Raw genomic sequence first — 12,484 nt, forward strand, 5'->3', positions numbered from 1 at the left:
ATAAGGTTGTAACGATGAAATGGGACTGGATTTTCTTTGATGCCGACGAAACGCTGTTTACCTTTGACGCGTTCGGCGGCCTACAGCGGATGTTTCTCGACTATAGCGTGACCTTCACCGCTGAAGATTTTCAGGACTATCAGGCGGTGAACAAGCCGCTGTGGGTGGATTATCAGAACGGCGCCATCACCGCGTTACAACTCCAGCACCAGCGTTTTGACGCGTGGGCGGAACGCTTAAACGTCAGTCCGGGCTCGCTGAACGAAGCTTTTCTCAATGCGATGGCAGAGATTTGCTCCCCACTGCCGGGCGCGGTTTCCCTGCTGGATTCTCTCAAAGGTAAAGCGAAGCTTGGGATCATCACCAACGGCTTTACCGCGCTGCAGCAGATCCGCCTTGAACGCACCGGCCTGCGCGATCATTTTGACGCGCTGGTGATCTCCGAAGAGGTGGGTGTGCCGAAGCCGGATCCGCGAATTTTTGATTATGCCCTGGCGCAAGCCGGAAATCCTGACCGCGACCGCGTGCTGATGGTAGGGGATACCGCAGAGTCTGATATTCTGGGGGGTATGAACTCCGGTCTGTCGACTGTCTGGCTGAATGCGCATGGCCGCGTGAAGCCTGAAGGCATTGAGCCGACCTGGACCGTCACGTCGTTGAACGAACTGGAGCAACTCCTGTGTAAACAATGATTGCCTGCCCCCCATTGATGGGTAAAATAGCCGCAATTTTGTATTCCATGACGCGTGGCGTGCTGCCGCGCTTATAAAAGAAGATTTAATTATGACGTTGTCTCCTTATCTGCAAGAGGTGGCCAAGCGCCGTACTTTTGCCATTATCTCGCACCCGGATGCCGGTAAAACGACCATCACCGAGAAGGTGTTGCTGTTCGGACAGGCGATCCAGACTGCGGGTACCGTTAAAGGCCGTGGCTCCAGCCAGCATGCGAAATCAGACTGGATGGAGATGGAAAAGCAGCGTGGTATTTCGATTACCACCTCCGTGATGCAGTTCCCGTATCACGACTGCCTGGTGAACCTGCTGGACACCCCGGGCCACGAAGACTTCTCCGAAGATACCTACCGTACACTGACGGCAGTGGACTGCTGCCTGATGGTGATCGACGCCGCGAAAGGGGTAGAAGATCGTACCCGTAAGCTGATGGAAGTTACCCGTCTGCGCGATACGCCGATCCTCACCTTTATGAACAAACTCGACCGTGACATCCGTGACCCGATGGAGTTAATGGATGAAGTGGAAAACGAGCTGAAGATCGCCTGTGCGCCAATCACCTGGCCTATTGGCTGCGGTAAGCTGTTTAAAGGGGTGTATCACCTCTATAAAGACGAAACTTACCTGTATCAAACCGGTAAAGGGCACACCATTCAGGAAGTGCGCATTGTGAAAGGTCTGGACAACCCGGATCTGGACGCTGCGGTCGGTGAAGAGCTTGCCGCGCAGCTGCGCGATGAGCTGGAGCTGGTGAAAGGTGCCTCGCATGAGTTCGACAAAGAACTGTTCCTGAGCGGTGAAATTACCCCGGTGTTCTTTGGTACCGCGCTCGGTAACTTTGGCGTAGACCATATGCTCGACGGTCTGGTGGAGTGGGCGCCACAGCCGATGCCACGCAAAACCGACACCCGTGAAGTGGAAGCGAAAGAAGAGAAATTCACCGGCTTCGTATTCAAGATTCAGGCCAACATGGACCCGAAACACCGTGACCGCGTCGCCTTTATGCGCGTAGTGTCCGGTAAGTATGAAAAGGGCATGAAGCTGCGCCAGGTGCGTATTGGTAAAGATGTGGTGATCTCCGACGCGCTGACCTTTATGGCGGGTGACCGCTCGCACGTTGAAGAAGCGTATCCGGGTGACATCATCGGTCTGCACAACCACGGTACGATCCAGATCGGCGATACGTTCACTCAGGGTGAAATGATGAAGTTCACGGGTATTCCTAACTTCGCCCCTGAGCTGTTTCGTCGTATTCGCCTGCGCGATCCACTGAAGCAGAAACAGCTGCTGAAAGGTCTGGTTCAGCTCTCTGAAGAGGGGGCGGTGCAGGTCTTCCGTCCTATCGCCAACAACGATCTGATCGTCGGTGCGGTCGGCGTACTGCAGTTCGACGTTGTCGTTGCGCGTCTGAAAAGCGAATACAACGTGGAAGCGATTTACGAATCGGTGAACGTGGCGACGGCGCGCTGGGTTGAGTGTTCTGACGTGAAGAAATTCGAAGAATTTAAGCGTAAGAACGAAGTACAACTGGCGCTGGATGGCGGCGATAACCTGACCTATATTGCCCCAACCATGGTGAACCTGAACCTGACGCAGGAGCGTTATCCTGACGTTCAGTTCCGCAAAACGCGCGAACACTAATTCCCTCTCAGAGCACGGCACTCGCCGTGCTCTTCTTTATTTCCTGTCTTATTAGTCCCTTGCGGAATGTTCTTAATTCACTGCGTTTTCACGCCTTTTGCCTATTTTTTGCCCAAATCTGAAAGCGGCATTGTGAGAGTGATCTATATTTAACTCAGTGTTTAGCACCGGGCGTGGATAAATTAACTGTTCAATGCATGGCTTTAGGTTATCCATTTCGCCCGTGTGTTTATTCGCAATATATAAAACTACTAAGGAAGTATGTAGCCCGAATAACGGGTCAACACAGGAATACATCGATGAATATGACAAGACTGAAGATTTCTAAAACTCTGCTGGCTGTAACACTGGGTAGCGTTCTGGTTAGCGGTTCCGCTCTGGCGGAAAGCAGCACCATGGATAAAGCACAGTCCACAGCCGATAGCGCAGGGCAAAAAATCGATAGCTCTATGAATAAAGTCGGTAATTTCATGGACGACAGCTCTATCACAGCAAAAGTGAAAGCCGCACTGGTGGATGACGAAGCGATCAAGAGCACCGATATTTCCGTTAAAACCGACAAGAAAGTCGTGACCCTGAGTGGCTTTGTGGAAAGCCAGGCCCAGGCCGAACAGGCTGTCAAAGTGGCGAAGGGTGTTGAGGGTGTCACCTCCGTGAGCGATAAACTGCACGTTCGCGACAGCAAAGACGCTTCAGTGAAAGGTTATGCCGGGGATGCGGCAACCACCAGCGAAATCAAAGCTAAACTGTTAGCAGATGACATCGTACCGTCCCGTAAGGTGAAAGTGGAAACCACCGATGGCGTGGTTCAGCTTTCCGGTACGGTTGATTCCCAGGCGCAAAGTGAACGCGCCGAGTCAATTGCGAAAGCGATTGATGGTGTGAAAAGCGTTAAAAACGATCTGAAAACGAAGTAAATCTGGACCAGTCGCCCGCCAGGCTCAACCCTGCGGGCGAAATAAGAACGACTCTGGAAAAACGCCGGTGAGTGACCTGAGCGCTCACGTTTAGCGGCCGACATTAACTATGGTAAAGGAGAAGCTTATGTTTCGTTGGGGCATTATATTTCTGGTTATCGCGTTAATTGCCGCCGCATTGGGCTTTGGTGGACTGGCAGGTACAGCGGCATGGGCAGCTAAAATTGTCTTTGTTGTGGGTATTATTCTGTTCCTGGTCAGCCTGTTTACAGGGCGTCGACGTCCATAGCAAACGCAATATTCCATCAACAAAATAAAGCCAGTCACTGCGACTGGCTTTTTCTTATTTGCGTTACAGGTCGGGTGCGTTACTGTGGTGTTATAAAATAATCAAAACAGGAAAGCAGAGGTGGGGCAACGAATTCCCGTTACGCTCGGCAATATTGCGCCGCTGACGTTAAAACCGTTTCGCGCGGGTCAACTCGCACTGGTCTGTGAGGGCGGTGGGCAGCGCGGTATTTTCACCGCTGGCGTGCTGGATGAGTTTATGCGCGCGCAGTTCAACCCGTTTAATCTCTACTTTGGCACGTCTGCCGGGGCGCAGAATCTCTCAGCCTATGTCTGCAACCAGCCTGGCTACGCGCGAAAAGTGATTATGCGCTACACCACGGCGAAAGAATTTTTTAACCCGGTGCGCTTTGTGCGCGGCGGCAACCTGATCGATCTCGACTGGCTGCTGGAGTCGACCTCCAGCCAGATGCCGCTGGCAATGGACACGGCGGCCCGTCTGTTTGATAGCGGAAAAGAGTTTTGGATGTGCGCCAGTCGGGGGGATGACTATTCCCCGGGCTATTTCTCTCCGCAGAAGGAGAACTGGCTGGACATCATCCGCGCCTCCAGCGCCATTCCCGGTTTTTATCGTACCGGCGCCCTGCTGGACGGCATCAGCTATCTGGACGGCGGGATCAGTGACGCGGTACCGGTGCAGGAAGCCGCCCGTCGCGGTGCGAAAACGATCGTGGTGATCCGTACCGTGCCGTCGCAAATGTACTATACACCGCAGTGGTTTAAGCGGATGGAGCGCTGGTTGGGTGACAGCAGCCTGCAACCGCTGGTGAACATCGCGAAGCAGCATGAAACCACCTACGGCGCGATGCAGCGTTTCATTGAAAAACCGCCGGGTAAGCTGCGAATTTTCGAAATCTATCCTCCTAAGCCATTGATCAGCATGGCGCTGGGCAGCCGCGTCCCTGCGCTGCGCATGGACTACAAAACGGGGCGGCTGTGCGGACGCTACTTCCTGGCGACGGTCGGTAAGATGCTGGCGGAGCAACCGCCTCTGCATCGGCATAAACCCATCATTACGCCCCCTGCAATTGTCGCCAACGACGCCCTGACGATGCCGCTGGTGGACATTCCACAGGCGAATGACGCTTTATTAGATAACGAGGATCTGGCGTGACGCACCGCTTTGTTGATACCCACTGCCACTTTGATTTTCCGCCGTTTACGGGAGATGAGGCGCAAAGTATTGCGAAAGCCGCTGAGGCAGGCGTTCAGGCGATCGTTGTACCGTCGGTAGAAGCGGCTGATTTTTCGCGTGTGCTGACGCTCTCCACGCGTTACCCCGCTCTCTATGCTGCGCTCGGCCTGCATCCGATAGTGATTGAGCGCCACCTTGATGAGCATATTGAGGCACTTGATGAAGCCCTGCAGACCGCAGGAGACAAACTTGTCGCGATCGGCGAGATCGGGCTCGATCTCTATCGTGAGGATCCTCAGTTTGAACGCCAGCAGACGATCCTCGACGCGCAGCTTCGGCTGGCTAAGCGTCACGACCTGCCGGTGATCCTCCATTCAAGACGCACGCACGATAAGCTGGCGATGCACCTGAAACGCATCGATCTACCGCGTAGCGGCGTGGTGCACGGTTTTTCCGGCAGCCTGCAGCAGGCGCAGCGTTTTATCGAACTGGGCTATAAAATTGGCGTGGGGGGCACCATTACCTATCCGCGCGCCAGTAAAACCCGCGATGTGATGGCACAGTTGCCACTCTCTGCGCTGCTACTGGAAACGGATGCCCCGGATATGCCGCTGAGTGGTTTTCAGGGCCAGCCGAATCGTCCGGAGCAGGCGGCGCGCGTGTTTACCACCCTGTGTGAGCTGCGAACGGAGCCTGAAGAGGTGATTGCCGATGCGTTACTGGAAAATACGCGTGCGGTATTTGGCATCACGCTATAGGTAAAGTGCCGGACGAATCACCGTTATCTTCTGTTTTTCCAGTGCCTGCGCCAGCGGTTCAATGTCCTCCGGCGTGGCGCTGCGCCATGACGCCGCCTCTCCGTAAACCCCATGCGCATGAAACGCGTTAATACGCACCGGAACATTCCCAAGCCCGCGGATAAACGTGGTCAGCGGCTTAAGATGTTCCAGATAATCGCACTGCTCCGGGATAACCAGCAAGCGCAGTTCCGTCAAACGGTGGCGATCGGCAAGCCAGCGAATGCTCTGTTTAATCAGCGGGTTTTCGCGCCCGGTCAGGAAACGGTGATGCGCGTTTCCCCATGCCTTGAGATCCAGCATCGCCCCATCCAGTACCGGCAGCAGTTTCTCCCAGCCGGTTTCGCTTAGCAGCCCGTTGCTATCCACCAGGCAGGTTAAATGCTGCAGTTCAGGATCGGTTTTGATTGCGCTAAAAAGGGCGATTAAAAACGGCAGCTGTGTTGTGGCCTCGCCGCCGCTCACGGTAACGCCCTCAATAAAGGGGGCAGCTTTTCGGATCTGCGTGAGGATCTCCTCCACGCTCAGGCGGTGCGCCATGGGCGTGGACTGCTGCGGGCAAAGATGAAGGCAGGTATCACACTGCTGGCAATGACTCTCCTGCCACCATACGCGTCCGGCCTGAATGTTGAGTGCATCATGAGGGCAGTGGGGCACGCAGTCGCCGCAGTCGTTGCAGCGCCCGATGGTCCATGGGTTGTGGCAGGTTTTACAGCGCAGGTTGCAGCCCTGCAGGAACAGGGCCAGGCGACTGCCCGGCCCGTCCACGCAGGAAAAAGGAATGACCTGACTAACTAAAGCGCATCTGTTGTTCATGGCTTATCACGCGCGGCTGACGTTCCAGGATGCGGGTATTGCGTGCGGCTTCTTCGCCAAGCCAGGTCGTATTGGTGCGCGAACCAGCTTCGCGGAATTTTTCCAGGTCCGACAGGCGCACCATGTAGCCCGTCACGCGGACCAGATCGTTACCCGCAACGTTGGCGGTGAACTCCCGCATACCGGCCCTGAACGCGCCCAGACAAAGCTGCACTATCGCCTGTGGGTTGCGTTTTACCGTCTCATCGAGCGTTAAAATATCGCTGATACCGGAGTGATAGTGTCTGTGGTGTGGCGCAACGGCCAGCAGATGGCTGATGGGATCCGGTTCGTCACCATAAGGCAGACGCGCGCCTGGCGTGGTGCCGGAATCAGAGCTGATGCCCGACTGCGCATGGAGCATGGCGCGCTGTTTCCAGCCGTGCTTCACCGGCGTGTTTTCTACAAACGCCGCAAGCTGTTCGCTGATGCGATAGCCCAGCGCGTTAGCCTGCTCGTCTTTGCCATAGCGACCGTTGATTCCGTCCTTCTCACAGAGCGTGTTTACCGCTTCCGCCAGGCCGTACATGCCAAACATCGGCACAAAACGTCCGGCATCAATCAGCCCCTCTTTTACCAGGAAGCTATTCTCAAAGAAGCCTGATTGTTGATAGAGAAAATCACAGCGGGCATCAATGATGGCGATTTGCTGCTGACAGTAGTGCGGAAGCGTACGGTTGAAGAAGTCGTCAACGGAGGTGCTGTGCTCCGCAATGGCTTTGAGGTTAAGGCGCACCAGGGTGCTGCCACCGCCAGCCAGCGGCAAGGAGTTGTAACAGCTCACCACGCCAAAACGGCCTTTTGTGAAAATTTTATCATTCACGGGGCCGTTTGAAATATGCGGTTTACTGCATTCGCAAATGTTTTTTGCCACCTCAAGCAGCAAATCGTCCGGGGTGATTTCAGGATCGTAAATAAAGGTCAGATTCGGCGCGACCTGCTTAAGCTCTGCATCTGCACGTAGAATGGCGCGGATGATGGGGCCGTCAGCGGGCCCGATGTTTGCGTGCATAAACGCATCAGGGAGCGTTCTGTCGAGATAGCGCCAGAAACGTTTTATTCGGCTATCGATTTCTTCTTGTGTTAGAATTCTAACATATGGATTCAGTATCGCATCAAGCTGCCCCAGATAGACCGGCATAGATGTCACTGAAGGAACATGATGGTAGAGAATGGTTAATAGCGAGAGGGCATCATCCAGATCCTTTGCCCCTTCCAGCTCCAGCCATTCAGAACCGTTAGCCAGGAATTTTTCATAATCCGGCAGGACGTAGCGCGGTTTGTAAGGCGCATGGCCTTCGAACATGTCGCAGATAAATCCCTCGTCCAGCGCGGCGCGGGCGGCTTCAGGAAGTGCCGGATAAGGCAGGTTGTTTTCCGCTTCCAGCGCCAGAAAATGACGTTTTTGTTCCGGGGTTAACACCGGGCTTGTCACAATGTGATGGCAACGTTGTTGCAGGGTATCTGGCATGTTCGCTTCCTTGAGTGTTCTGCTGATGATGAACAAATTGTAGAAAGCCAGCCTGTTGGGGCTTTTGATCCCACAGGGGGTATCGCGGCTTTAGTCAGCAATAAGTGCGCTAAAGTTTGAAGAGGATCTCATTACAGTAATGCAAATTTGTACGCAGTTTTCATTAACTGTGATGAATGTCGAAGTGTGGATGCGGGTGGATGTTAAAATACTCACAGACCCGCAAGGTAAAATTGATACGGCACTGCCGTTGGAGAATGTTATGACCGATTTAACTGCAAGCAGCCTGCGCGCGTTGAAACTGATGGACCTGACTACCCTGAACGATGACGACACCAATGAGAAAGTCATCGCCCTGTGCCATCAGGCGAAAACGCCAGTGGGTAACACCGCAGCCATCTGTATCTACCCGCGCTTTATTCCGATTGCCCGCAAAACGCTGAAAGAGCAGGGCACGCCGGATGTGCGCATTGCAACCGTAACTAACTTCCCGCACGGCAACGACGATATCGAGATTGCGCTGGCAGAAACCCGCGCGGCCATTGCTTACGGTGCAGACGAAGTTGACGTGGTATTCCCGTACCGCGCGCTGATCGCCGGTAACGAGCAGGTTGGCTTCGACCTGGTGAAAGCCTGTAAAGACGCGTGCGCGGCGGCAAACGTGCTGCTGAAAGTGATCATCGAAACCGGCGAGCTGAAAGAAGAAGCGCTTATTCGTAAAGCGTCTGAAATCTCCATCAAAGCCGGTGCGGATTTCATTAAAACCTCCACCGGTAAAGTACCGGTGAATGCGACCCCGGAAAGCGCGCGCATCATGATGGAAGTCATTCGCGATATGGGCGTGTCCAAAACCGTTGGTTTCAAACCTGCGGGCGGCGTGCGTACTGCCGAAGACGCGCAGCAGTTCCTGGCGATTGCCGACGAGCTGTTCGGCGCCGACTGGGCCGATTCCCGTCACTACCGCTTCGGTGCGTCCAGCCTGCTGGCAAGCCTGCTGAAAGCGCTGGGTCATGGCGACGGTAAGAGCGCAAGCAGCTACTGATTGCCAGACAATGCCGGATGACGCTTTGCTTATCCGGCCTACAGGGTCGTAGGGCGGGTAAGCGTAGCGCCACCCGCCACAATTCCCCCGATTCCGCATGGAGGTTACCGTGTTTCTCGCACAAGAAATTATTCGTAAAAAACGTGATGGTCATGCATTAAGCGACGAAGAGATCCGCTTCTTTATCAATGGCATTCGTGATAACACCGTCTCTGAAGGGCAGATTGCGGCTCTGGCGATGACCATTTTCTTCCACGATATGTCGATGCCCGAGCGCGTGTCGCTGACCATGGCGATGCGAGATTCAGGAACCGTTCTGGACTGGAAAAGCCTTAACCTTAACGGCCCGATTGTGGACAAACACTCCACCGGCGGTGTGGGTGACGTGACCTCCCTGATGCTGGGCCCAATGGTGGCCGCCTGTGGCGGTTACATCCCGATGATTTCCGGGCGCGGTCTGGGCCACACCGGCGGTACGCTCGACAAACTGGAAGCCATTCCGGGCTTCGATATCTTCCCGGATGACAACCGCTTCCGCGACATTATTAAAGACGTGGGTGTGGCAATTATCGGCCAGACCAGCTCTCTTGCCCCGGCAGACAAGCGTTTCTACGCGACCCGCGACATCACCGCCACCGTTGACTCCATTCCGTTGATCACCGCCTCTATTCTGGCGAAAAAGCTGGCAGAAGGGCTGGACGCGCTGGTGATGGACGTGAAGGTGGGCAGCGGTGCCTTTATGCCGACCTATGAACTTTCTGCCCAGCTCGCCGAAGCGATCGTTGGCGTCTCCAACGGCGCAGGCGTGCGCACCACCGCGCTGCTCACTGACATGAACCAGGTACTGGCCTCCAGCGCCGGTAACGCGGTCGAAGTGCGTGAAGCCGTCCAGTTCCTGACGGGGGAATACCGCAACCCGCGCCTGTTCGACGTGACCATGGCGCTGTGTGTAGAGATGCTGATCTCCGGCAAGCTGGCGAAAGACGAGGCGGAAGCCCGCGCGAAACTGCAGGCCGTGCTGGACAACGGCAAAGCGGCAGAGATCTTTGGCCGTATGGTCGCCGCACAAAAAGGCCCGACCGACTTCGTTGAGAATTACGCCAAATACCTGCCAACCGCGACGCTCAGCAAAGCCGTATATGCCGACAGCGAGGGCTTTGTCTCAGCAATGGACACCCGTGCTCTGGGTATGGCGGTGGTCTCGATGGGCGGCGGTCGTCGTCAGGCGTCAGACACCATTGATTACAGCGTCGGCTTTACCGATATGGCCCGTCTGGGCGACAGCGTTGATGGCCAACGTCCGCTGGCGGTGATCCACGCCAAAGACGAAGCCAGCTGGCAGGACGCGGCGAAGGCGGTGAAAGCGGCCATTACGCTTGCTGATAAAGCGCCAGAAAGCTCACCTTCGGTCTATCGCCGTATCACCGAATAGCGGTATACTGATCTGATCGAATTTTTATGAAGCACTACGTACGGAGAACAATTATGAAACGTGCATTTATTATGGTGCTGGACTCATTCGGCATCGGCGCAACCGAAGATGCAGAACGTTTTGGTGACGTGGGTTCCGATACCATGGGTCACATCGCGGAAGCCTGTGCGAAAGGCGAAGCGGACAACGGTCGTAAAGGCCCTCTGACCTTGCCAAACCTGACCCGCCTCGGTCTGGTGAAAGCGCATGAAGGTTCTACCGGTAAAATCGCAGCCGGTATGGACGGCAACGCGGAAGTGGTGGGCGCCTACGCCTGGGCTCACGAGCTCTCTTCCGGTAAAGATACCCCGTCTGGCCACTGGGAAATCGCCGGTGTGCCGGTCCTCTTCGACTGGGGTTATTTCTCCGATCACGAGAACAGCTTCCCGCAGGAGCTGCTCGATAAGCTGGTGAAGCGTGCCAACCTGCCGGGCTACCTCGGTAACTGCCACTCTTCCGGCACCGTGATTCTGGACCAGCTTGGCGAAGAGCACATGAAAACCGGCAAGCCGATTTTCTACACCTCCGCTGACTCCGTTTTCCAGATTGCCTGCCACGAAGAGACGTTTGGCCTGGATAAACTCTACGAGCTGTGTGAAATCGCCCGTGAAGAGCTGACCGAAGGCGGCTACAACATTGGTCGCGTTATCGCCCGTCCGTTTATCGGCGATAAAGCAGGTAACTTCCAGCGTACCGGTAACCGTCACGACCTGGCCGTTGAGCCACCGGCCCCTACCGTGCTGCAGAAACTGGTCGACGAGAAAGACGGTCACGTGGTGTCCGTGGGTAAAATCGCAGACATCTACGCTAACTGCGGCATCACCAAAAAAGTGAAAGCCACCGGTCTGGATGCGCTGTTCGATGCCACCATCAAAGAGATGAAAGAAGCGGGCGATAAGACCATTGTCTTCACCAACTTCGTGGACTTCGACTCTTCCTGGGGGCACCGTCGTGACGTCGCGGGCTATGCTGCCGGTCTGGAACTGTTCGACCGCCGTCTGCCAAAGCTGATGGAGCTGGTGGGTGAAGATGACATTCTGATCCTGACTGCCGACCACGGCTGTGACCCAACCTGGACCGGTACCGACCACACCCGTGAGCACATTCCGGTGCTGGTGTACGGACCGAAAGTCAAACCAGGTTCACTGGGACACCGTGAAACCTTCGCAGACATCGGCCAGACCCTCGCGAAGTACTTTGGTACGTCAGACATGGAATATGGCAAGGCTATGTTCTGAGGTCATTGCCCGGTGGCGCTTCGCTTACCGGGCCTACGGCTTTGTAGGCCGGGTAAGGCGTAGCCGCCACCCGGCAAAAACAACAATGTAAAAGGAACTGAAGATGGCAACTCCTCACATTAACGCAGAAATGGGTGATTTCGCTGACGTCGTATTGATGCCGGGCGACCCGCTGCGCGCGAAGCACATTGCAGAAACTTTCCTCGAAGACGTGCGTGAAGTGAACAACGTGCGCGGCATGCTGGGTTTCACCGGTACCTATAAAGGCCGCAAAATCTCCGTGATGGGCCACGGTATGGGTATCCCATCCTGCTCTATCTACACCAAAGAGCTGATCACTGATTTCGGCGTGAAGAAAATCATCCGCGTGGGATCCTGCGGCGCGGTGCGCATGGATGTTAAGCTGCGTGATGTGGTTATCGGCATGGGCGCATGCACAGATTCTAAAGTGAACCGTATTCGCTTTAAGGATCATGACTTCGCGGCGATTGCTGACTTCGACATGGTGCGTAACGCGGTGGACGCGGCCAAAGCGCTGGGCGTTGATGCGCGCGTAGGCAACCTCTTCTCTGCCGATCTGTTCTACTCCCCGGACGGTGAAATGTTCGACGTGATGGAGAAGTACGGCATCCTCGGCGTGGAGATGGAAGCGGCGGGTATCTACGGCGTAGCGGCAGAATTCGGTGCGAAAGCACTCACCATCTGCACCGTCTCTGACCACATCCGTACCCACGAGCAGACGACCGCTGCTGAACGTCAGACCACCTTCAACGACATGATCAAAATCGCGCTGGAATCCGTTCTGCTGGGCGATAAAGAGTAATGTTGTGCTGCCGG

The 12,484-nt window shown here is 55.3% G+C and carries 12 protein-coding genes; 10 read left to right on the forward strand and 2 right to left on the reverse strand.

Going from position 1 to position 12,484, the window contains the following annotated elements; all coding sequences use genetic code 11:
• Window positions 1-14 precede the first annotated feature (14 nt).
• From yjjG to G0034_RS03125, 6 genes are all read left to right on the forward strand, one after another.
• Entirely contained in the window at window positions 15-692 is a 678-nt protein-coding gene (gene yjjG / locus G0034_RS03100; RefSeq protein WP_014882448.1) for a pyrimidine 5'-nucleotidase, read from the forward strand.
• 91 nt (window positions 693-783) lie between these two features.
• Window positions 784-2,373, forward strand: coding sequence for a peptide chain release factor 3 (gene prfC / locus G0034_RS03105; protein ID WP_008502076.1), 1,590 nt, complete (start codon window positions 784-786; stop codon window positions 2,371-2,373).
• 299 nt (window positions 2,374-2,672) lie between these two features.
• Entirely contained in the window at window positions 2,673-3,290 is a 618-nt protein-coding gene (osmY, locus tag G0034_RS03110) for a molecular chaperone OsmY (protein WP_023332031.1), read from the forward strand.
• Between the two features lie 127 nt (window positions 3,291-3,417).
• Window positions 3,418-3,579: a DUF1328 domain-containing protein gene (locus G0034_RS03115; RefSeq protein WP_003856556.1), complete on the forward strand. Its 162-nt coding sequence runs from the start codon at window positions 3,418-3,420 to the stop codon at window positions 3,577-3,579.
• A 120-nt stretch (window positions 3,580-3,699) separates the two neighbouring features.
• A complete protein-coding gene (locus tag G0034_RS03120; protein ID WP_179120505.1) occupies window positions 3,700-4,752 on the forward strand; it encodes a patatin-like phospholipase family protein in 1,053 nt (350 codons plus the stop codon).
• On the forward strand, window positions 4,749-5,531 hold the full coding sequence (locus tag G0034_RS03125; RefSeq protein WP_179120506.1) for a TatD family hydrolase: 783 nt from the start codon (window positions 4,749-4,751) through the stop codon (window positions 5,529-5,531). The genes G0034_RS03120 and G0034_RS03125 overlap by 4 nt, the downstream gene beginning before the upstream one ends.
• On the opposite strand, the gene G0034_RS03130 is transcribed toward G0034_RS03125, so the two are convergent.
• Both G0034_RS03130 and G0034_RS03135 read right to left on the reverse strand, forming a co-directional pair.
• Window positions 5,526-6,386 (reverse strand): YjjW family glycine radical enzyme activase, encoded by an 861-nt coding sequence (locus G0034_RS03130; RefSeq protein ID WP_014882453.1) that lies wholly within the window; start codon window positions 6,384-6,386, stop codon window positions 5,526-5,528. The genes G0034_RS03125 and G0034_RS03130 overlap by 6 nt on opposite strands.
• Complete coding sequence (locus G0034_RS03135; protein WP_047344055.1) at window positions 6,361-7,896, reverse strand: YjjI family glycine radical enzyme; 1,536 nt, start codon at window positions 7,894-7,896, stop codon at window positions 6,361-6,363. Before G0034_RS03135 ends, G0034_RS03130 begins: the two co-directional genes overlap by 26 nt.
• A 262-nt stretch (window positions 7,897-8,158) precedes the next feature.
• On the opposite strand from G0034_RS03135, the gene deoC reads away from it, so the two are divergent.
• The 4 genes from deoC to deoD all read left to right on the forward strand — a co-directional run bounded on the left by deoC (window position 8,159) and on the right by deoD (window position 12,470).
• The gene (gene deoC, locus G0034_RS03140) at window positions 8,159-8,938 is read left to right on the forward strand and encodes a deoxyribose-phosphate aldolase (RefSeq protein WP_023310320.1); all 780 of its coding nucleotides are present in this window, start codon (window positions 8,159-8,161) and stop codon (window positions 8,936-8,938) included.
• Window positions 8,939-9,047: 109 nt separating this feature from the next.
• Window positions 9,048-10,370 carry a thymidine phosphorylase gene (gene deoA, locus G0034_RS03145; protein ID WP_023332036.1) on the forward strand — a complete coding sequence of 441 codons (1,323 nt, stop codon included), beginning with the start codon at window positions 9,048-9,050 and terminating at the stop codon, window positions 10,368-10,370.
• Window positions 10,371-10,423: 53 nt separating this feature from the next.
• Window positions 10,424-11,647, forward strand: a complete 1,224-nt coding sequence (deoB, locus tag G0034_RS03150; protein WP_179120507.1) for a phosphopentomutase — start codon at window positions 10,424-10,426, stop codon at window positions 11,645-11,647.
• A gap of 103 nt (window positions 11,648-11,750) precedes the next feature.
• Entirely contained in the window at window positions 11,751-12,470 is a 720-nt protein-coding gene (deoD, locus tag G0034_RS03155) for a purine-nucleoside phosphorylase (protein ID WP_014882458.1), read from the forward strand.
• Window positions 12,471-12,484 lie beyond the last annotated feature (14 nt).

The organism is Enterobacter sp. T2 (assembly GCF_010692925.1).
GTDB lineage: Bacteria > Pseudomonadota > Gammaproteobacteria > Enterobacterales > Enterobacteriaceae > Enterobacter > Enterobacter kobei.